This window comes from Pedobacter sp. B4-66 (assembly GCF_018492665.1).
In the GTDB taxonomy this organism is placed as follows: domain Bacteria; phylum Bacteroidota; class Bacteroidia; order Sphingobacteriales; family Sphingobacteriaceae; genus Pedobacter.
Genome location: NZ_JAFVME010000002.1, coordinates 60,035 through 83,155 on the forward strand (window position 1 = coordinate 60,035; position 23,121 = coordinate 83,155).

The following is a 23,121-nucleotide window of genomic DNA, read 5'->3' on the forward strand; positions in this document are numbered from 1 at the left end:
TTGAATTACGTAGGTAGAGTGGTAAGCCTTTATTTCAATACTATTTTTTCATCATTTTCTTTATAAGGTAAAAACACAAGCAACATGGTCATCATCTCATCGGTAGACTTCATATCATTGGCCGAATAAACATTTCTAGGCGGACTACTGGGATTGTTGGAATTACTCTTTGTATTGTCGTAAGTACCCTCTATTGTTAACACAGAGCCCTTAGGGATTTTCACTAAACTTTTAAATTGATAAATTTCTTGCCATCTAAAATCCCAGGAGGGGATTGAGACAAGCTGTATTGTATCTTTCTGAGGTGTTACTGCATATGATTTGAATATTTTACCCAAGTAATGCATATGTGGCCAAATGTATAATAAAGATTGATCTTGTGGTGTCGTGATTTTTAGTTCGAACTTTCTTACTGAATCAGCGGGAATGAAAAAATAAGGCTCGATAGAATTTTCGCCTACGCCAGCAGAACCTAAGCTAATGACCTCAACTTTTCGCTCTATTGGTGTTTTTTTGAAAAAGAAATTTATTCCAGAAATACATTCTTCATCTTTTGAAACCGGAGCATAATGTATAGTTAATAAAATGACACCCCTTTTAGGCATAACCCATCCAAAATTATTGGGATAAGATTCATAAGATGTTCCTGGAATCCATCCTCCATAATAGGTCATTGTTTTTTTAAAAGGAAAATACTGCGAGTATTTGGTCCTGTCATCCTCTGTTAAGTTTAAATAATCGGCACCCTGGTTAATTTCAATATCATCTGCTACAGGGTGAATGGCAAAATTGGCGTGATGTATTACCTTTTTATTGGATGAAAAAAACTCCATTGCTTCCACGTTGTTTTCAGCACCAATATCAAAAGGAATTTTAAAAACAATAAACCGTTCCTTATTATCACCTATAACTTTAAATGGTTTAATTGTTTGTAAAACAAGATCAGGCTTCCTGGAATACTGGGTACCTTCTATAAATGTTTTAACTGCTGTTTTTGGCATTTCGCTGATATCACCCATCGGCATTTTTGCGTCAACCCATTTGGCTATAGTTAGCTTTTCTTCATTCGTTAATGATCTATCATTCTTAAATAATCTGTAATGGTTATCTGGTTTCCATGGAGGCATATAACCAGATTGTGTTACCTTTTTAATAAAAGAGCCTCTTTTCGCAACGTCTTCATAAGTTAATAAAGAAAATGGAGCAGATTCACCAGGCCTATGGCAGGACTGACACTTATTTTGAATAATGGCTGCAACATCTTTATAGTAAGTTATTTTTTGGGCATTTACACTACTTGTATAAATGAATAGCCCAATTACAATGGTAATAATTCTTGATAGTAGTAAAGATTTTGAGCTCATTATATATCGTTAATTAGACAGCCGACAGGAATAGTTTTTTTAAATGTTTGTTTACCATCTAAGAGGTCTTTTATAGCTTGTTCAAGATATTTCTCGGTAATTACCAAGCGTTTTTGCCCTAGCGCCGAAGACCAATTATCAATTAGTCCGCTGTAAGTTATTGCCCCCATTTTATTGATTAAAAAAACTTCAGGTGTAGTAGTTGCACCTAAATATTTTGACAATCGTTTTTCCTTATCAGTTAATAAATCGAAGTTGATACCATATTCATTTTTAAGTTCATTTATTTCTTTTAATGAATAACTGGTACCTGGGATTATGCCATAAAAATTGATGTCTTTATTAGAGTTTTTAAGTTTTACCAAACCAGGTAAATAATTTTTACATAATGGGCATTCGGGACTTAAAAACACAAAGACTACTGCTTTACTTAAATTGATTCGACTTTCTTTACCAGCTAAATCAATTAATTTAATCGAATTCATTTTTGCAGGAGATATCATTTTTTCCTGAGCTTTTATAAAAACAGGGAAAACAGCTATGGAGAGCAATAAACTTAATCGAATAACAATAAACAATCTCATGGTTTTTGATTCAAAAAAGCCCTTAATAAAATTATTAAGGGCTTTTTAATTTAACAATTATTTTTTATCCCACCAAACACGACCGAAAGCATCATTTGGACCACTGCCAAAATCTGGATTCTTAGCCATTTCTGCTAATGCAGTTTGCTGATTTGCATAATTTAAGTTAGTAGTGCTTAACAAGTCTATACCTGCTCTACGCGCTAAAACAAGTGGTGTTCCATTGGCCTTTAGTTCAGACCATGCCAAAACTGACGTAGTATTAGGGAAACCAGTTCTTTTCCACCAAGCCCAAGCTTCTAATGGTTGTCTGTAAAGATCCAAATAAGCCTGACAAGCAATTTGATCAGTAGCTTTAGCGGCATCAAATTTAACTCCAACTTTATCATAATAAGCATCAATTGCTGGAATAGTTACTGCGTTAAAACCTGTTACATTCGCGTCAACTGCTCTATCACTGTAAAATTGAACAGATGCATACACACCTTTTTTATACCATGTTTCAGCAACATCTGTAGTAACATTACGAGCTGCAAGATCGGCACGAAGGAAGCAATATTCTGCATAAGTTAGTACAGGGAAAAATCCTTTACCTTTACCAGCGCCCTGACCATCATTTTCATTATAATTAGGCGTAAACAACCTGTGTTGCAATTGCGATAAATTATCTAATGAAGCATATAATGGTGCATTAGCTGGTAATTTTGCTTCGTCAGGACTGGTAAAACTTCCCACATAATTCCCTGCTGCATTTGGACGATAATATATAGCTAATCTAGGATCGCCTTTTGCAACAAAAAAATCTAAAACAGGTTTACCTGCTGCAAAATTTCCAGGGTTGAAGTTTCCACCTCCATCTGCATAGGATGGCCCAACCTTAAGCATCCACGAATCGTTAACGGTTGACATTTGCACTGGATCTGCTACTACTTCAGTTGCAATTGTTTTCATTTTAGCCGGGTCAACTTTCATTAAGCGAATAGCTATTTTCAAACGCAAAGCATTTGCTGCTTTAGCCCATTGTGTTACATCACCATTGAAATATGGATCATTTCCACCAAGACTAATTTGACCTCCAGGAGTGGTTTTCAGCGTAGCTACAGCTGCCTTCAGCTCTTCATCCACTTTTGCAAATACTTGCTGTTGGGTGTCATAAGCTGGGGTTACAGTACCGCCATACCTTGCTTGAAAAGCTTGGGTATATGGTATACTTCCATTGATATCACTCACATAAAATGCATAATAAGATAAGAGTATTTGCGAAATTGCTTTCATATGCACCCTTGCATTTTTATCTGCATCAGGCATTGATTCTATGTTTTTTATCCCATCAACTAAAGCTGGGCCTAATCTGCCATAAAATATTTTACCGTAACGTGTATTAAATTGTGAACCAACATTATTAAAATTTAATCCATTCCCTGTGCTTAGTGTGCTGTACTGCATCCAAAGATTTGCAGCACGGTACACGTCAGCAAAGTACTCGAAATCATCTTGAGACCCTACTGCAGCTCTAAGAAATTGATCTTCGGGCTTAACTTCGTATAGGGTATTAGGGTTTAAATTTGCCTTTACAAAGCTTTCCTTTTTACAACCGCTCATCGCAAGCAAGGTTGAACCCATCAGGAAAAAATATTTTGCTTTATTTATAATTTTCATATCTGTATTATTTAAATAATTAAAACGACGCCCTGATATTAAAACCTAAGCTTCTTACCAAAGGGAAACCACCATACTCAGCAAAAGCACCTGCCCTATTGCTAAAAATACTTTCAGGATTTACACCATCCTTAGCTGTTTTATATAGATAAGCTATATTTCTACCGGTTAAATTCAGGCTTAAAGTATTTATTTTTAATTTAGTTAAATATTTACTTGGTACTGTGTAGCCTACCGTTACTTCGCGAAGTGCTACCCAAGAATTTTCAAATACAGAATATTCTCTAATACCACTAGACCATTGACTTAAATTTTCATAATAAGCATAAGCTGGTATTGGTTTTAACAAACCTTGTTTAACCGCATCAGCATAGGTCATCCCACCTAAATCTACTCCATTAGCTTTTAATCCATCGTTTAATACGCCGTCCGGAATGATACCATCGTGTTGTACTACACCATTTGCATCGGTATAGCTTACCCCTCCTGAACCTTCATCTCTACCAAAAAGTGAATTTGCAAATGAACCATTGGCTGATCCATATTGATGGGTTCCTGAAGCTATCAAACCGCCAATTTTGGCATCAATTTGAAAACCTAAAGAAAAGTTTTTATAGGATAGCTCTTGTCTTGTACTGGCAAGATAATTTTCCATCATGGTTCCTAAATTTTTCTTAGTACCATCATAATCCTGCAATCTAACAAAAGTATAATAACCACCGGTAGTTCCGTAACCTGTGTTACCTAATACTTTTTTGCCATTACTCGGGCTGGCAATTGGATTACCGCTTGCGTCTTTCTTTTGATAATATGAAAAAGCAGAACCTGTAATCAATGATCCATATTGTTCACCTGCTCTGGCAACAGAAGTAATATCGTTACCAAAAGCTAAATCTAAGTCATAATTATCAACTCCAGGAGCCAATTTTATTATTTTGTTTCTGTTACGCGTAAAGGTAACCGATGCATTCCAATTAAAATCCTTTGATTCGATAGGCTTACCAGTTATCAACACCTCAACCCCTTGATTTTGGATGTCTCCGGCATTTAAAGCTTGTGAACTAACTCCTGATTCCTGTGGTAAAGAGAAGCTTAAGATTTGATTATAAGAGTTTTTCTTGTAGTAAGCAACATCAAAATTTAAACGATTTTTGAAGAATCCTAAATTTGTACCAATTTCGAGTTCCTTGGTTAGCTCATTTTTTAAATCGTTATTTTTAAGAATATTATCACTAAATCCATAAACGGATTGATTACCGCCGCCAGCATTATTAAAAGTACCATCTAATAGTCTAAAGTAGCCATCACGATTAGTCTGCTGTGGTTTTGCTGATAATCCTGTATAAGAGTATGACGCTCTTAACTTACCAAAAGATAATATTGAATTATTTTGGAATGCCGGTAACTCGGTAAATATCCAAGACAAACCTACACTTGGGTAAAAGTATGTATAATTACCGTGACCATCTCTGTATGTAAGCGACGATGACCAGTCATTTCTTCCACTAACATTTAAAGTTAACATGTTTTTCCAGGTAATATCTCCATATGCATAAACTGCGTCGGTACGTTCTCCTTCATTCGGATTAGCAGTTGTTGATGCTGGGTTAAGGGAATTTGGAATGGAATAAACATCAGGAATTTTAAGTCCGCCATTGGTAACTGACCTGTTATAAAATGCAGAGTTATTAAGGTTTTTTTGATAAGTTTCCCCTCCTATTGAAGCATTCAATTCAAAATCGCTGGAAAGTTGTTTGGTTGCATTTAACAATCCTTGAACACGATAGGATTTATTGGTATTTTGCGATATTTCGTAATCGCCACCTGCAAAGGCAATACCAGATCCTCTATTTTTCCTTTCGTAAGCAATATTGTAAAAATTAGTATTTGTTCTTACCAAAGCCGAAAGCCAAGGAAGAATTTTAATATTTACATCAATATTTGCCAATAAATTATTTTCCCTTTGCATCCTATTATCATTGTCAAGTGCAAAAGCAAATGATCCTATCCCGTAAGGATCGTAACGATTTCGATCACTTGAGCCAAGCGCTCCCCCGGTTACAGGATTGATATTGTTATTTAAATAGGTATTTAAATCAACGTTTCTAGGCTTATAGTATGTCATTGCAAACAAGGGGTTATTGGAACTTCCTTGTCTTGCCGGATTGAATGAATTCGACATCGTGTAGTTTACACTTGCATCAACAGAAATTGATTTTGAAATTTCTCTAGTTACCCTAAGTGCAAATACATCTCTTTTTAACTTATTTCCAGGTGAAACACTCGAATTATTTAAATTGGTATAGGCTAAACGATAGGTTGTGTTTTCAGTAGCACCTTCAACTGATAAGTTTGTATTTATAAACTTTCCAGTATTAAAATAATCTAATGGATTATTGGCAACCCATGGCCTCATTACTCCATCTAAATCCTTTACCATTCTACCGTCTAACTTAGGACCGAAAGAATAACCACCTACATAATAGCCTGCCGACTGATCGACAACATCTACACCATTAGCATCTTTAGCAAATACTGGAGAAATTCCACCTCCATATTGATTCTGAAGGTCAACAAATTTATAGGCTTTATCAAAAGAACTAGTTTGGGATACGGTTACACCTACACCTTTGCTAGTTTTACCCTTTTTTGAAGTAATTAACAAAACTCCACCTGCGGCTCTAGAACCATACAATGATGATGCAGCAGCTCCTTTTAATACAGTAATACTCTCTATATCATCAGAGTTAATGTTCTTCATAATATTTCCGAAATCTGCAGCATCACCCCATGAGTCTGCCCCGGAAGTACCTTGATCCAGTAATATCCCGTCATAAACAATTAAAGGCTGTGTATTTGTACTTAGCGAAGAATTACCCCTTATTCTAATTCTAGAAGAAGAAGTAGGTCCACTAGCACCTTGATTAATCATAACACCGGCTACTTTACCTTGCAAAGCATTTACCACATTAGCGTTATTTGCTTCTGCTAATTCGGCACCACTTACAGCTGTTGCTGAATAACTTAGTCTTTTCACTTCTTTTTTAACACCAAAACCAGTAACAATAACCTCAGAAAGTGATTCGGTATCATCAACCATCACAATAGTTTGATTGGATGTCGCGGCAACTTCCCGGCTAACTAAACCGATAGATTTAAAGATCAATTTAGCGCCATCTTTTACCGATAGCACAAATTTACCTTCTGCGTTGGTTGAAGTTCCATTTTGAGTTCCCTTTTCGAGAACACTTACCCCAGGAATGGGATTACCAGCCGAGTCTTTTACTGTGCCAGTAATATTCTTTTGTGCAAAAGCTGTTATTGTTAAAAAGCATAACAACAACAGACTAAAGCACTTTAAGTACATTTTTTTCATAATTTTAATTTGTTTAGTTTAACATTAGTTTAGGATAATTAGGGACAGTTAATGAATCTTCTTTTATTTCTGCATATACAATTGGTTTTGGTTAAACATTTATATTAATTAGATTTTTTAATTGAATAAACTATTTTCAACCATTAAACTGGCAGCTGCTAATAACTCAGCCTCATCATTTAAGGTAGAGAAGATTATTTCGGTTTGCTCAGCTATTCGAGGGATACAAAATTCATTAAGTGCTTGTTGTATAGGAGGAAGCAGCATTTTTCCTGCTTTGGCGCCTCTCCCACTTAACACAATTCGTTCAGGATTTAAAATATGAATTAGAGTGGCCAAACCTTTACCAATCTGAAATGCGGCATCAGCTAAAATAGAAATGGCAAGAGGGTCTTGTTTTATAACTGCATTTAAGAAATGATCAGCATGGCTTTTACTTTTATCTTCAAAAAGAGTTTTTAAGCTAGTTTCTTCACCATTTTTTACTGCTAACTCCGCTTTCTGAACCATTATCAAAAGAGATGTTTCAACTTCAAGACATCCTCGCTTGCCGCAGGAACACAAAGTATTAGAATTTGACAAGGGTATATGGCTAAATTCTCCGGCGTAACCGCTGCTGCCACGGTATAGTTTACCATTAACAATCATCCCCAAGCCTGTACCCCAACCAATATTAACCACAAGCACATCTTTCAAATTTCTTGCTTCTCCAAAATTTAATTCGGCAAGGGCTATCAAACTTGAATCGTTATCTATATAAACCGGTAAACCTATTTTCTTAGAAAGGTAATCTTGCAGGCTTATATCCTTTTCAACTTGCAAAAAAGAATAATTCATTCCTTTTTCTGCATTAATAAAACCAGGCATTCCAATTCCGATACCTAAAAAATATTCTTTATCAATTGTTGATTTCTTTATACACTCTTCAATAAATGCGATCAAAGTATCTGCGCTTTTACTCATGGTCATATCCAAATCGATCACCTGAGTTGGCAAAACCTGGTGGTTCGACAAATCATATATTGTTAACTGAGTAGTTAATTGATCCATGGCTACAGCTATTATGTACCGCTTATAATTGGGGTTTAATAAAAAAATTAAAGGACGCCGTCCCCCCGTAGATGGCGCTAATCCCTGCTCGATAATTAAACCCTCCCCCATCAAAGCATTTACAGCTGATGTTATTAAAGGCAGGCTTTTTTTAGTGCGTTTACTTAAATCAATGAGCGACGATTTCTTTTTATAATAAAGCTGCTTGATGATGTCAGCTCGTAATTGCTGGGCTTTCTTAATAGTTGCTGACATTTTTTAGTTTAGTTTCCATAAAACTATAAATAAAATAAAAGAAATGCAAACTTTTTAAAAAAATTAATTACATAGCCTATTTTAAATAAATAATTAACCAAAATCCATGATTACATCACTTAACTAGGAAACTTACAGTCAAAAAAAAGAAAGAAAGGAAAAAATAAAAGCAACTAAAAATAGAAAAGCCTTCCAGTTTTCACTGAAAGGCTTTTCTATTTGAGTGGGGGGAGAAGGATTCGAACCTTCGAAGTCTTGCGACAACAGAGTTACAGTCTGTCCCATTTGGCCACTCTGGTATCCCCCCAACTTATCTTTTCATTCTCAGCTGAGGATGTTTTTCAGCCAAGTTGAGCTGGTTAAAAAAGAAAGCTTCAGGTCTTTCTGAAGCTTTCAGTGGGTGGAGAATAGCGGAGTCGAACCGCTGACCTCTTGCCTGCCAGGCAAGCGCTCTAGCCAGCTGAGCTAATCCCCCTTGGCTAACGGTAATATAAAATTACCCGAGTGGGGCAAAAGTAATTAAATTTAGAAACCCTGCAAATTAAATATGTAAATAGATATCAGAAGGCTCTTAACGAGTCAACACAAGCATTGTAGGCACTCCATAGTTTTAAATAGTGAATAATTGATTATTAGGAACATCCAATCAGAAAAACAGTATATTGTAATTACAAAACCAATATTTTAAGTATGAAACATCTTTTCGCTCTTTCCATAGTTCTATGTTTATTTATTAATGTTCGGGCACAACAACCTACGTCTACCCTATCCGGGACATGGGAAATCAAAAATTTCATTTATGGCAACAATCCGAACAATAATGAGCAAAATACAAAGTTTAAAAAATACAAATCCTTTACCCCCACACATTTCACAGTAATTGAGGTTGACCCCAAAACCAACATCACAACAACAAGCATTTTTGGCACTTACACAATTGTAAGTGGCGTGTACACTGAGAAAATATTAAATGTGAACAGGGAATCTTCAGTCATGATTGGTCAGACTTTTTCATTTACAATCGCTTTTGAGGGCGATGACAAAATGATACAGACAGGGGCATTCAACGGAATGAAAACATCTGAATTGTGGGTAAGAGTAAAGGCCACTGATGGCAGTATTGAGCAAACTCAGAAAAAAACTCCACTATTTGTTATTAATACCCCAGGCATAAAAATACCGCTTAAAATCGACAGTGCTATGGGCAGTCCGTTTAAGACAATTTTGCAGGACCAGATTTCTTCAATCGAAGTTATTAAAAACGAAACTGCCATACAATTATACGGTGAGAAGGCCAAGGACGGTGTAGTTATAATTACAATAAAGGAGCAGGATCTAGATAAGGTTCTTAAAAAACTAAAAGAAGACCACATTATAGAATAAAATTGTTCTTACTTTAGCAACACACACAAACAGAACAATAATTTATGCGTCTTTCAATATTCCTGGTAACGGCATTATGTTTCTTTTGCACTTCAGGCTTTGCCCAAACTATAAAACAAAATAGCGCATGGCTATTCTTAATGAATACCACCAAAATAAACGATAAATGGGGTGCCCACCTTGATGTCCAATTAAGATCGATTAACTATATGGATAAGCTAAGGAATTTTATGTTCAGACCCGGAGTAACCTATTACATAAATAATAAAAATGAAGTAACATTAGGATACTTATTAAACGAAACGTTTACCGAAAGAACTGAAAGTGGTGATAATACATTAACTGAGCATAGAATATGGCAGCAATACATTTATAAACATAAAATAAGTACCATACTTACCAGTCATCGGTTTAGAACAGAACAGCGCTTTATAGAAAGACGTGGTACAGATGAGTTATTTTCACAACGCTTCAGATATTTCTTAAGGTTTATTGTTCCACTAAAAAAAGGACAGCAGGACTTTCAAAAGGGCGCATTTGTTGCCTTACAAAATGAGGTATTCTTGAACCTTCAAAACAAAGAAGAACTTAACGGTCATGTATTTGATCAAAATCGTGCCTATGGTGCAGCTGGATATAGATTCAGTAAAAAATTAGATTTAGAAGCTGGATATTTAAACCAAACTTCCAAAGGGCTCAATAATTCTACAATGAATCATGCTATTCAGCTTGCTGTTTACACAAGGTTTTAGATATTAATTCGTTATTAAGAAAAATAAAAATTATTAAAGATAAAGATGAAGAAGACATTTCTGTTTACCGCCTTACTATGTACAGTTGGGTTCAATGCAATTTCTAAAAATACTGTTTCAACCATACCTCATATTGCTAAAATTATTAACCCTTCTTCTGATGACAGAGATGTAAAAAACTTTACCGGCGTTGTTGCAGGTGGGCCAATTCATGTAATCATTAAAATGGGCAATACCGAAAGCTTAAAATTTGAAGGTGATGCAGAAGCTATTTCTACTTTAGTAAGTGAAGTTAAAGGTAATGTCCTTGTAATCCGCCCGAAAACAAGCTGGACAAGCTGGGCAAAAAAATATGAAGGCAAAACCATTACTGCCTACGTAACAGCAAAAGACATCACCAGTTTAACCATGAGTGGAAATGGCAGCATAACTGTAACAGGCGCATTAACCAGTGGTGAATTTACAACTACCCTAAGTGGCTCAGGAAGCATAAAAGCGAGTATTAATGCCGATAAGCTAACCGGTGTTATTAGTGGTTCAGGCGATCTAAACATAACTGGTAAAACAGATGTTGTCCAAATTACCATCAGCGGATCAGGACATCTAAATGGGAAAGAATTAGTTACCAACAGATTGTCGACAAGAATTAGTGGTTCAGGCACCGTTAGCATCAAAACAGATGGCACAATTAAAGCATTCATCAGTGGGTCGGGCAATGTTTATTACAAAGGAAATCCAACTATCGAAAAAACTGTGATAGGCTCTGGAGGAGTAAGCGAACTATAATGAAACAGGCTTTATTCCTTTTAACTTTTCTGCTTGTTTTTTCTTCTGCCAAAAGTCAGGATTTGGCTCATTTTGCAGATAGCATTAGAGTTAAAAGCGAAATACCGGAGCTCAGTTACGCTGCACTTACCGCCGATAGTGTGTTGATAAAAACCACTTTAGGCTTTAGGAGATCAGATCTTCAAAATGCAGAAACAAAAGCTAATGCCAATGACTACTTTCACCTAGGTTCAAATACAAAAGCAATAACCGGCTTTATTGCCGGTTACTTGGTTGAAAACAAAAAAATTAGCTGGACAACAAAGTTTTTTACTCTATTTCCCGAGTGGAAAAAAGATGCCAACCCTGCCTTTTATGAAATTACACTGCTCGACTTATTGTCGCACCGGGCATATATTAAGCCGTACACCAGTGGTGTAGAGTTTCAATCATTACCTAAATTTAACGGCACCAAGGCTGAGCAACGTAAGTTGTTTGTAAAATACCTGATCGACAATGATGCATTGGAAAAGAACAATGAAAGCTACAACTATTCAAACGCAGGATACAGTATTGCGACTGCTATGCTCGAAAAAGCAAGTGGAAAAACCTGGGAGCAATTATTAGATGAGGTTCTTTCAAAAAAACTTCATCTCAATTATAAATTAGGATGGCCCAACCGAACTGATGTGAACCAGCCATGGGGCCATTGGATTGAGAATGGAAAATTAACACCTCTCCCCTCTACCACTGATTACAATTTAAATCTTATTGAGCCCGCTGGAGATATCAGCATGCCAATAGCCGATTACATTAAATTTGTTCAGATGAACTTAGCCGGTTTAAGAGGTAAAAGCAATCTTATAAAACCAGAAACCTATAATTTCCTCCATTATGGATTAAAGGACTATGCTATAGGTTGGCTTAATGTAAATAAACCGGACAACCACTCATCTGAACATGCAGGTTCTGCAGGCACTTTTTATTGCTATACATTAATTAACAAGGATAAGAATGTTGCCTACATCATTATGGCTAACTCTGCAACTGAGGATGCCTTGAAAGGAATATTTAAGCTCCTTGAAAAACTGATAAAAACCGTTGAAACAAAAATATAACTATATAACCTAACCCTTAACCGCTCTAACTTGAAACTTTTTGCTACTGCCATTTTCCTCTTAGTTATTAATACAACCCTTTCGGCTCAAATCAAATTAATAGGAACCGTAAATGACGTCGCCCAACTTCCACTACCACAATCCGGGGTAACCATTATAAATTTAAATACCAACCAAAAGCAATCTTTAACTACAGATAACACTGGATCTTTTACTTTCAGTAACCTAACTAGCGGCAATTATTTAGTAAGTGCATCTTTTACCGGTTACAGTAAAAACGAAGTAAACATTAAAATATCAAGAGACACTACATTAAAGATTGTTTTAAAACAGACTAACACTTCATTGAATGAGGTTAATGTTGTTGCTAACAAATCGACTTTGGAAAACAATGCTGAAAAGCTAACCTATAACCTTTCGAATAGTATTACTGCAACAGGAGCTGATGGACTTACAGCTGTAAGTCAAATACCTGGTGTGAAGGTTAATAATGATGAGATATCGAGCGCAGGAAAAGGCCTGCTTAAAGTAATGGTTAATGGTCAATTGATTCAATTGACCGGATTAGATTTAATGAGGTATTTAAAGTCTATGTCGGCAAACCAGATTTCTAAAATTGAACTTATAAAAAATCCTTCAGCCAGTTTTGATGCTGATGGAAATGCCGGCATCATAAATATTGTAACCAAGCAAAGTAAAAAGCAAGGCTACTCAGGCAATATACAAGCGAGTGGCAAACATTGGATTCACGACCAAAGAACCATTTATGGAATCAGCAATTTTTATGCACTTAATGGCAGTGCAAACCTAAACTATAACTCAGAAAAAGTATCTGTTTATGGGAACTTAAACCTTGATCAGGACCATCACCTTGAAGGATTTCAAACCGACCTTTATTATCCAAAGCAAACGTGGATGCAAACTGACACAGGAGTTTATTATTATCGCAACATTAACCTAATTGCCGGAGCAGATTTTATTGTAAGTAAAAAAGCATCATTAGGCTTTTCTTATCAGGGAGGCAGAAATGTTTATGATGGATATGATCGTGTAAATAACCCAATTTATAATAATTCAACGGGAGGTTTAGATTCAACACTAAAGACCTATGCTACTTATCATCCAATTGCACGAAGCAATTCGATTAACATGCATACCGTTATCAACTTCGATACTACAGGAAAAAAGCTCTTACTTAATGCCGATTATTACAATTACTACCGCACAGATGTATCTGATTTTGATAGCAAAAGCTTTTTACCAAATTCAGCTGTCCCAGTTGGAAATACGCGTTATTACGACACCAATAAACAAAACATAAATGTTTATACTTTTAAAGCTGATGCCGAAATACCTACTACTATAGGAACATGGGCATTTGGTGGTAAGCTAAGTTTTATTGACAATTACAGTAATGCATTTTACTATAAAAAAATCAGCGATGAACTTGTTTACGATACCAATTTGAGCAATGAATTTGATTACAAAGAGAACACTCAGGCATTGTATACAAATTTTAATGGTGAAAAGGGAAAATGGAAATATCAAGCTGGTTTAAGAGCAGAAATCACACAAACCAAAGGGTATTCTTACACTGCTAAACAAACAACCGAAGTAAACTACATTAAGCTTTTTCCTTCACTATTGGTTTCTTACCAGTCGGACGCAGACAATAGCCTTTCCTTTTCTTTTGGCCGACGCATCAACAGGCCTTCTTTCTGGAACCTGAATCCTTTTAAATCGTTGTACACGGCATATACTTACGGTCAGGGCAATCCTTATCTGCAACCTGAGTACAATAGTAATTTCGAGTTGACTCATGCTTATAAAAGTGTACTCACCTCTTCTGTTTTCTTAAATATTACCAACAATGGGTTTAATTATGTTACAATAGCCAGACCTGATACCAACCTCGTTTATACCACACCTATAAATTTCCTAAAAACGTATAGATATGGTGTATCTGAAAGTTTCTCCTTAACTACATTTAGCTGGCTACAAAACAACAATCAGTTTACATTTTACCGTACAAACTCCTACTCAAACAATAGCAGTTTTGTAGATATTAAAGGATTTGGCGCATACCTGGCTACCAACAATACAATTTACTTTAATGCAGACAAAACCTTTGCAGCAGCCGCTAATTTCTGGTATCAATTCCCAGAAATTAATCACATTGGAAGGTCTGATGCCTACTATAAATTAGACTTAGGGCTAACTGCTTTAGCTTTTAAAAAGGATCTGAACATTACTTTAAATGTAAATGATGTGTTTAGAAGCAGCGCTATGGCAACAACAACTATTGTAAATGGCATTAAACAAAAATTCACCAACTTTCAGATCAATAGATTTGCACAGTTGAGCCTTAGCTATCGTTTTGGCAATAAAGAGTCGAAAAGCAAAGGCCGTCAGACAGGGAATGAGGATGAAAGGAAAAGAAATTAGGTTACCCGCTATTTAAGTGGGATAACCATATTCCAAGATCTTTCTAATTGATAAGGTCTGCTTCCTGCTCCTGTAGCCGCAAATAAATGTGTTGGTTTTCCATCTTCAAACAGCAGGAACGGTCTTTCGAAATTACCTTGTTTGGTTGTTGTACCGTCCTCCCATTTAACAGTTCTAGAATAGGCTTTTACAGGGCTGGCAAGATCCCATTTTATCCCATCTTTAGATAAAGCATGGATACCTCCACCCTCTTCGCCACAAATATGGCCAAAACGATCTTTCATGATTAGCTCAAAATGATCCTTGGCCCACCATACAAATGGATCTTCTACATCATTTTCCATTTGTCCGGCAGTATGAAATTCAAAGAGAGGTTTGTCTGATAAGCGCTCATAGGGACCTCGAAATGATTTAGCTCCTGCAGCTCCAAGCAACAAAGGTGGATCATAATTCTTAGGAGAAGATTTGTACATTAAATAAACTTTCCCTCCCGGCAGTACCACTGGTGACGGATTAGAAGTTATAGATGCATCCCAATGTCCTGGTCTTGGTTCGATGATGGGCTTTTCGCTTCTGGTCCATGGCCCGTAAACTGATTTAGACCATGCCATCCCTACACGTTTATTCATCCACGACCTCTTGGCTACCCCATTATCCCATACATCATCCCCCGGTTTCGGAGCGGGATCAGAATAATGAGTACCAAAATAATATAGTACAAAGTACTTCCCATTTTTCACTATACGCGCATTATGTGTTGCGCAGCCATCAAAAAACTGCTTGCCTCTTGCAGGTAAAACAACTTCTGCAAATTGATAAGGCCCAGCTGGGGTTTTAGATACGGCTCTAACAATTTGCGAATTGGTTACCCAATTACCAAAACCATATTCTTTACTCCACCTTGATGCAAACATATGATAAAGACCATCCTCTCCCTTTACCACCGAGGGATCCCATACCCAATAATCATCCATAGCAAAACCACCATTTAAGGGGGCTGGCAACATTCTGTTGGGGAAAGAGAGCTCGGTATTTTCCTGACCAAGTAAATTATCGCTAAGTAATAGGCCTGCAGTTAACCCAGCAGCTCCTTTAAGAAAGGTTCGTCTTGAAAAATGGTTCATTTTGTTGATATCGTATTGCGTTCAGGCGTCTAATTTTTAGGTAATGCTATAAATATACTAACAATAATCCTATGAGATAATAATTTTAAGTAAATTAGACACGCAAAGTGCTTGAACGATTGAGCAGTTCCAAAAGGCGCAATGCTTGTTCTCTTTTGAACAAAAACAACCCAATTATAAATTAAACGACTATCCGTAGTCTTTATGTATATTAATATTTAAACTGGCTTACTCTAGGCCTTACCAGCCTATGGAAAACACTCACAATGACTGCAACAATTAGAAAGTATCAACTCTTAAGAAAAGAGGTGATAAAACAGCTGTACTACAGCAAAATGCTCACTTTAACTGAATTGAGCGCTCTTAGTCATAAAAGCTTACCATTAATCACCAGTGCGGTTAATGATTTGGTAAACGATGGTTATGTTCTTGAGCATGGTCTTGCTCCATCAAGTGGAGGACGCAGGCCTTTAACCTTTTCTTTAAACCCTCAAAAACAGATGTACATCGTTGCTGTCGCGATGGATCAGTTGGTAACCCGAATGGTTATTTACGATTTATTAAACAGGCCACAGAACATAACATATACACTCTCTCTCAATTTGACTGAAGATACCGACGCTTTAGCCAAATTAATTGAATTTATTAAATCAAATGTAACCAAGTCAGGAATTGCTGCCCAACAGATTCTTGGTGTGGGAATTGGGATGCCCGGCTTTGTAAATACAGAACAGGGAGTTAACCATTCTTTCCTTAAATCACCTAGTGATAAAGGTTTAAAAGACTATCTAAAAAAATCAATTGGCCTACCTGTATTTATAGAAAACGACTCCAGTCTGGTTGCTTTTGCCGAATTGAAATTTGGAATCGGTAAAGGCTATAATGATATTATGGTTGTAAATATAGGCTGGGGTACTGGCTTAGGTATGATTATTAATGGTAGTTTATTTAAAGGCCACAATGGCTATGCTGGTGAATTTAGCCACATCCCTTTATCCCAAAGCAACAAACTGTGTTCCTGCGGAAAAAGAGGTTGCCTGGAAGTAGATACCTCTTTATTGGTTTTAGTTGAAAAGGCACGTGTTCAAATGGCTGAAGGCATCAGCTCAAGCCTCGAAAATTTATTTAAAGACGAATCAAAGCTACCTGGAGATCATTTCCTTGATGCTGCAAAAGCGGGAGATCCTTTAGCGATTTCTATACTTTCTGATGCATCATTTGTAATGGGGAAAGGCCTTGCCACATTGATCCATATTATGAATCCGGAACTTATAGTTTTAAGTGGAAGAGGAGCCATTGCAGGTAAATTTTTAATGGCTCCGATACAACACGCAATCAATGAATTTTGCATTCCAAGATTGGCTGAACACACTGAAATAAAAGTTTCAGGTCTTGCCTCAGAATCAGAGCTTCTGGGCGCAGCTACACTAGTTGTAGAAAACTGCGATTTTGCTTAATCAATTATTTTATCTAAATTTAATTATTGACAGCTATAGAGCCCAATTGAGGTTGCAATTAAATCGGAATTAGATCTGATTTTCAACCTAAAATATATTCGTCTCTGGCACCACATTTAAAGGGACCTCGTTCGTACCTCGTTCGACCACAGTCGAACAAAGCCCGAATGAGATACGTTCCAATACCGACTCATCTTTCGAACCAAAAAAAATTCATAAAAAAAAGTGGTAATGAAAATTTCACTACCACTTTTTGTATTTTTTCTAAGATTATGTTCTCAGGATCCTGACTATACTCTACACCAAAAGGTGTGGCTTTTCTTTGTAAATTTTCCAAAGTAACTCTCCAAAAATTGTGTTCGACCAAGCGAACCATGATCTTGTAAAGTCTTTAGCATTGTCTTTATTGAAAGATTCATGCATAAAACCTGTTCCGCCATGACAGCTTTGCAATGTTTGTAAACACTGCTTAATTTCTGCATCGTTGTTACTGGTTAAACCTCTCATTACAACACTGATTGGCCAAATTTTATCTAAGCCTGTGTGTGGACTACCTATTCCTTTTCCGGCCTTACCTTCAAAATAGAAAGGATTTTCTAATGATAGGATCAGTTTTCGAGTATTGATGTATACCGGATCATTTGGTTTTACCGCACCTAAATAAGGTAGGGCAAGCAAGCTTGGTACGTTAGCATCATCCATAATATTGAAACTACCGTAACCATTTACCTCAAACGCATACACTTTGCCGAACTGAGGATGTGTTACGATCGCATATTTCTGTAATGCATTCTCTACCTCAGTAGCCAAAGCACGACATTCCTTTGCCAAAGCAGCATCTTTATTTACAGCCTCTAATATTTCAGCTGCTTGTCTTAAACTGATAACAGCGAAGAAGTTTGATGGAACAAGGAAGTTATAAATCGTTGCATCATCACTTGGACGGAAAGAAGAACAGATTAACCCAACCGGTTTTACTGGATATCCATATCCGCTTAAAGGCACACCATCAGTTGCCCAAGATGTTTTACGTTGAAAATGATATGGTCCCTGACCATTCTTTCTTTGTTGCTCTTTAAAGGTCTTAACAATTAAAGCAATTGCATCTCTCCAGTAAGTATCAAATGGAACTGTGTCTTTTGTTAACTTCCAATATTGATAACTTAAACGGATTGGGTAACATAACGAATCAATTTCCCATTTACGCTCATGAATACCAGGTTTCATGTCTGTAATATCTGTCATCCACTCACCTTCCTTTGTTTCATCGCCATAAAAGGCATTAGCATAAGGATCTTTATGAATACATTTCATCTGATGATTAATTACACCTGCAATCATATCATGCAGTTTTTTATCATCCTTTACCAACGATAAATATGGGGTTACCTGTGCAGTACTATCACGCAACCACATTGCGTCAATATCACCTGTGATTACATAAGTATCAGGTTTACCATTTTGTTCTGTATAAGTTACTGTAGTATCTAAAGTATTAGGAAAACAGTTTTCGAACAACCATCCTAATTCTTTGTTTTTTACATTCTTTTTAAATTCAGCAATTGCACTTTCTACAGCTTTACTTTGAAAGTGTCTTTTTGATTCAGGTACCCTAACAACAGGGAAATCAGGTGCCGCAGCAAATGATACTTTGTCTACCATAAGTCCGGCTGCCAATAACCCGGTGTTTTGTAAAAAGATTCTTCGTTTCATTGTTTTATTTTGATAAAGAAAAAGGCTTATCATCAACAGAAAGGCCTCTTTGCAGATTTGGTTTATTACTCATTTCAAATTTCAATATACCTCCATTGGTGATATCGCTATGCGTGATAAAATTTTTGGTATATGTTTTCCCGTTTAACGTTGCTGTACTAATGTAAACGTTTTCTTTGTTATTGTTAGTCGCATCTATGATAAATTTCTTGCCATTTTCGAGACTGATTGTCATCTTTTTGAACATCGGACTACCAATAACGTATTGATCTGTACCCGGACAAACGCTATAAAAACCCATAGCACTTAATACATACCATGAAGAAGTTTGTCCCTGATCTTCATCACCCGGATATCCATCTTCAGTAGAATTGTATAGCTTATGCATTACATTACGGGCATGGAACTGTGACTTCCATGGTTGTCCGGCATAATTATACAGATAAATCATGTGCTGAATTGGTTGGTTACCATGCGCGTATTGACCAAGATTAGCCATAACCATCTCTGTCATTTCGTGGATTAAGCCCCCATAGGTTCCAACTTTAACGGTATTAGGTTCAGAAAATACGGAGTCTAGTTTAGCAGTAAAGTTCTGCTCCCCTTTCATCAAGTTTATTAACCCTTTAATGTCTTGAAATACCGACCATTGATAATGCCATGCATTACCTTCTGTAAACGGACCTCCCCATTCAATAGGGTCAAAATTTGGCACCCATTTACCATCCTTTTGTTTACCACGCATGAAACGGGTACCTGGATCGTAAACATTCTTATAGTTATACATTTGTCTGCTAAATACATCTGCATAGAAATCGTTGCCAGTCATTTTTGCTAGATTATAGCCACAAAAATCATCGTACGCATATTCTAGTGTTTTTGCTGTTGCCTCTCTGTATTCAGGATATGGAACATAACCTAATTCATAATATTCTTTCCACCCGTGGCGACCGTTAGCCGGACCCCAAGGACCTTTGTTGGTTGCCTCATGAAGATATGCCTTTAAAGCTTGCTCTGGATTAAATGTTCTTATTCCTTTAGCCCAGGCATCTGCCAATAAAGAAATGGCGTGATTACCGATCATACTACCAGCTTCGCCAGGGAATGACCAAGATGGAAGCCATCCACATTGCTCCTGTGCATCTAGCATTGCCTGCATATAACGGCCATGCATTGTGGGCTGCATAATTGTATTTAAAGGGAATTGTGCACGAAAAGTATCCCAGAAACCGGTATCTGTAAACATATACCCTTGGTGTACTTTGCCATCATAAGGACTAAAATAATATGGTTTACCATCCTTATCGTACTCAAAAAACTGTCTTGAGAACAAACTTGCTCTAAAATAGCAAGAATAGAATGTTGCTTTATCTTCTTCTGAACCTCCTTCTACAAGGATTTTACCTAAATGGTCATTCCATACTTTAGCTGCTGCTGCTTTTGTTTGTTCTAAGGTTTTAAATTTCCCCAGCTCTGTTTTTAAAGTTAGGCTAGCCTGCTCTTCGCTGATGTAAGATGACGCAGTTTTTGCTTGTACTGTTTCACCTTGTTTAAACTCGATATAAGCTCCCTTTCCTTTTCCTTGCGCAGTTAGTGTACCCTCTTCAACTGTATTATTTGTATTATCCCAGGTACCATACTTTACAAATGGTTTATCAAATATGATTTCGAAATAACTCTTAAGATCTTCTCTGATGCGACCGTTATGAACATACCCTGTAATCTTTCTTTCTTTCGGATAAATCTTTACTTCACTTAAGCCTGTGTATCCATCCAAAACAAGGTAACTTTTGCCGTTCTTAGGAAAGGTAAAACGCAAATGTGCTCCTCTATCTGTCGGGGCCATCTCAGTTACGATATTATTATCAAGTTTTACTTTGTAATAATTTGGCTTGGCTACTTCATTTTTATGATCAAAACCAGCTTGTCTGTCATTTTCATTTACAGTAAGTTTTCCGGTAACCGGCATTAAAGAAAACACACAGTAGTCATTTGACCATGAACTGCATTGATGTGCTTGTTGAAAACCACGAATGGTTTTCTTAAAATATTGGTACTTCCATCCGTCTCCATTATTTCCTGTTTGAGGAGTCCAGGTGTGCATACCGAAAGGCAAAGCTGTTGTGGGATATGTATTACCCCTAGTAAGTTCATGTTTAGAATTAGTACCCTGAAGGGTATTTACGTATTGCACCAGATCTGGTTGTTGTGCCAATGCTACATTGGCGAGCAATACAAATGCGATTAAAATAGATTTTAGTTTCATGTGTGTAGTTCACCCTTATTACCTATATAAGGGGGTTGATATTTGGTTTAAAACGATTTAGTATCCCAATAATAGGAAAATAAAATTACTTTTAAAAACAGAACGGGTGATTGTTGCTAACAATCACCCGTTCTTAATACATAGGATAATCCTACGGAATTATTATTTAATTATAACCTGGGTTTTGTGATAGATTAGGATTCAAATCACGCTGTTGTTGAGGAATCGGATATAATTCACGTGTTGAACTACTTGCCGTGTGATCCCACCATGCCCCAGTGGTAAACTTACCAAAACGGATTAAATCATTTCTTCTGAAACCTTCGAAAATAAACTCACGTCCACGTTCTGCCAACAACTCATCCATTGTAAGCGTAGCAGTTGTATAAGCATTAGCTGACCATGTAGTAGCAGTAAATGCACGTTTTTTACTATCGTTGACTAGCTGCACGGCTTCTGCTGTTGCTGCCCCACCATTTTTACGCATAATCGCTTCTGCCTTCGCAAAATAGATCCATGTTAAACGATAGATATTCCAATCAGTATTATTATAGTTAGGATCAACTTCAGGTTTTCCACCTGGACCTGCAAATTGGTTACCTAGTTTATATTTATTGAAGCGAACACCGCTGTTCTCTTCACCTTCACTCATGTTTGAAACTTTAGAACCAGTTTTGTTTTTTTGAATGTTGTCCACAAACTCTAATTGTTGTCCAGCATATTCCTCAGAGGCAAGTACTGGTGTTCCATCAGTAAACTTTACCATCTTCCCAATAAGCAACCAATTTGATTTACGTAAGTCAGCATCTTTATATGTGCTGTATACTCCTGGTATTACGACTACGCCATCATTCCCATTACGTCCACCACCATAGATTTCTTGTTGTTTAAAATGATAAAATTCACCTGTCCATGATGGTTGAAACCCAGCAGGCTTATACTGATATGCAATAGAAAAAATCGCCTCTTTTGAAAGATCATTAGTTGTACTAAATTGATCTGCTATATTAGGATCTAAAGCCATTGTTCCATTCTGTGCACCACCTGCACCACCAATTAATTTATCAGCAGCAGCAATACAATCATCCCAACGCGGGGTTCCGGTCCAAGCTTCAGCATTCAAGTACAATTCAACTAGCATTGCATAAGCACCCGCCTGGCTCATACGGCCGACCATATCTCTTGACAATTTAGGAGCCTTTTCTATATTCTCTTTAATTTCCTTTTCAACAAATTCAAACACCTCTTTTCTAGATTTTGTTGCCGGTTGAGCTGGGATACCAACCTGAGTAACAACAGGAATATTTCCAAAGAGATCCATTAGTTTAAGATAATGAAAAGCCCTAAGCAACTTAAGCTCAGCAAGGTATGAATCTTTTTCAATCTGACTAATGCCCATTTTTGAAATATCACGTTTTTCGATATTCTCTATTGGATCATTACATAACCCCATACCCCAATACATTAACACCCAAGCTCTATTCAATCCATTCTCATCGGCTGTCCATGAATGATAGTGAAATCTTTTCCATTTACCACCATCCTCACCGTGTCTGCCTTTAGTAGGCCATGCTAATTGATCCCCAGAAAGCTCTGCAGCCCTCCACCAGCTATCTTGCCCAGAAGGAGTCACCCATGCATTTGCATGAGTATAAGGTCTTAAAACGGCAGATAAAACTTCGGTTTTATTATTGTAAAAATCGTCTGTTAAAAGCTGATCGTATGCATTTTCATCCAACTTGGTGCATGCACTTGTTACACTTAGCAAGCCAGCAAGTGCTATATATATTATTGATTTATTTTTCATATT

15 protein-coding genes and 2 tRNA genes are annotated in these 23,121 nt (G+C 36.7%); 6 read left to right on the plus strand and 11 right to left on the minus strand.

Annotated elements, in window-relative coordinates; all coding sequences use genetic code 11:
- Positions 1 to 29: 29 nt before the first annotated feature.
- The 7 genes from J1905_RS04115 to J1905_RS04145 all read right to left on the minus strand — a co-directional run bounded on the left by J1905_RS04115 (position 30) and on the right by J1905_RS04145 (position 8,763).
- Entirely contained in the window at positions 30 to 1,364 is a 1,335-nt protein-coding gene (locus J1905_RS04115; RefSeq protein WP_214225980.1) for a cytochrome c, read from the minus strand.
- Positions 1,364 to 1,948, minus strand: a complete 585-nt coding sequence (locus tag J1905_RS04120) for a redoxin domain-containing protein (protein WP_214225981.1) — start codon at positions 1,946 to 1,948, stop codon at positions 1,364 to 1,366. The genes J1905_RS04115 and J1905_RS04120 overlap by 1 nt, the downstream gene beginning before the upstream one ends.
- 57 nt (positions 1,949 to 2,005) lie before the next feature.
- The gene (locus J1905_RS04125) at positions 2,006 to 3,607 is read right to left on the minus strand and encodes a SusD/RagB family nutrient-binding outer membrane lipoprotein (protein ID WP_214225982.1); all 1,602 of its coding nucleotides are present in this window, start codon (positions 3,605 to 3,607) and stop codon (positions 2,006 to 2,008) included.
- A gap of 19 nt (positions 3,608 to 3,626) precedes the next feature.
- Positions 3,627 to 6,983, minus strand: a complete 3,357-nt coding sequence (locus J1905_RS04130) for a SusC/RagA family TonB-linked outer membrane protein (protein ID WP_214225983.1) — start codon at positions 6,981 to 6,983, stop codon at positions 3,627 to 3,629.
- A gap of 117 nt (positions 6,984 to 7,100) precedes the next feature.
- A complete protein-coding gene (locus J1905_RS04135; RefSeq protein WP_214225984.1) occupies positions 7,101 to 8,288 on the minus strand; it encodes an ROK family protein in 1,188 nt (395 codons plus the stop codon).
- 224 nt (positions 8,289 to 8,512) lie between these two features.
- Positions 8,513 to 8,595 (minus strand) — tRNA-Tyr (locus tag J1905_RS04140).
- A 94-nt stretch (positions 8,596 to 8,689) separates the two neighbouring features.
- Positions 8,690 to 8,763 (minus strand) — tRNA-Ala (locus tag J1905_RS04145).
- 215 nt (positions 8,764 to 8,978) lie between these two features.
- Here J1905_RS04145 and J1905_RS04150 point away from each other — a divergent pair.
- The 5 genes from J1905_RS04150 to J1905_RS04170 are packed head-to-tail and all read left to right on the plus strand — an operon-like array spanning position 8,979 to position 14,751.
- Entirely contained in the window at positions 8,979 to 9,671 is a 693-nt protein-coding gene (locus J1905_RS04150; RefSeq protein ID WP_214225985.1) for a hypothetical protein, read from the plus strand.
- A gap of 44 nt (positions 9,672 to 9,715) precedes the next feature.
- A complete protein-coding gene (locus J1905_RS04155; RefSeq protein ID WP_214225986.1) occupies positions 9,716 to 10,423 on the plus strand; it encodes a DUF2490 domain-containing protein in 708 nt (235 codons plus the stop codon).
- A gap of 45 nt (positions 10,424 to 10,468) precedes the next feature.
- Positions 10,469 to 11,209 (plus strand): head GIN domain-containing protein, encoded by a 741-nt coding sequence (locus tag J1905_RS04160; RefSeq protein ID WP_214225987.1) that lies wholly within the window; start codon positions 10,469 to 10,471, stop codon positions 11,207 to 11,209.
- Entirely contained in the window at positions 11,209 to 12,306 is a 1,098-nt protein-coding gene (locus J1905_RS04165) for a serine hydrolase domain-containing protein (protein WP_214225988.1), read from the plus strand. The genes J1905_RS04160 and J1905_RS04165 overlap by 1 nt, the downstream gene beginning before the upstream one ends.
- 30 nt (positions 12,307 to 12,336) lie before the next feature.
- On the plus strand, positions 12,337 to 14,751 hold the full coding sequence (locus J1905_RS04170; RefSeq protein ID WP_214225989.1) for an outer membrane beta-barrel family protein: 2,415 nt from the start codon (positions 12,337 to 12,339) through the stop codon (positions 14,749 to 14,751).
- A gap of 8 nt (positions 14,752 to 14,759) precedes the next feature.
- Here the strand turns inward: J1905_RS04170 and J1905_RS04175 are convergent, their stop codons facing one another.
- Complete coding sequence (locus tag J1905_RS04175) at positions 14,760 to 15,875, minus strand: twin-arginine translocation signal domain-containing protein (protein ID WP_214225990.1); 1,116 nt, start codon at positions 15,873 to 15,875, stop codon at positions 14,760 to 14,762.
- A gap of 266 nt (positions 15,876 to 16,141) precedes the next feature.
- Here J1905_RS04175 and J1905_RS04180 point away from each other — a divergent pair, with 266 nt between their 5' ends.
- A complete protein-coding gene (locus J1905_RS04180) occupies positions 16,142 to 17,332 on the plus strand; it encodes an ROK family protein (RefSeq protein WP_214225991.1) in 1,191 nt (396 codons plus the stop codon).
- A gap of 297 nt (positions 17,333 to 17,629) precedes the next feature.
- Here the strand turns inward: J1905_RS04180 and J1905_RS04185 are convergent, their stop codons facing one another.
- From J1905_RS04185 to J1905_RS04195, 3 genes are all read right to left on the minus strand, one after another.
- Positions 17,630 to 19,045 carry a glycoside hydrolase family 125 protein gene (locus J1905_RS04185; RefSeq protein WP_214225992.1) on the minus strand — a complete coding sequence of 472 codons (1,416 nt, stop codon included), beginning with the start codon at positions 19,043 to 19,045 and terminating at the stop codon, positions 17,630 to 17,632.
- Positions 19,046 to 19,049: 4 nt separating this feature from the next.
- Positions 19,050 to 21,311, minus strand: coding sequence for a GH92 family glycosyl hydrolase (locus tag J1905_RS04190; RefSeq protein ID WP_214225993.1), 2,262 nt, complete (start codon positions 21,309 to 21,311; stop codon positions 19,050 to 19,052).
- 166 nt (positions 21,312 to 21,477) lie between these two features.
- Positions 21,478 to 23,118 (minus strand): RagB/SusD family nutrient uptake outer membrane protein, encoded by a 1,641-nt coding sequence (locus J1905_RS04195; protein WP_250317993.1) that lies wholly within the window; start codon positions 23,116 to 23,118, stop codon positions 21,478 to 21,480.
- Positions 23,119 to 23,121 lie beyond the last annotated feature (3 nt).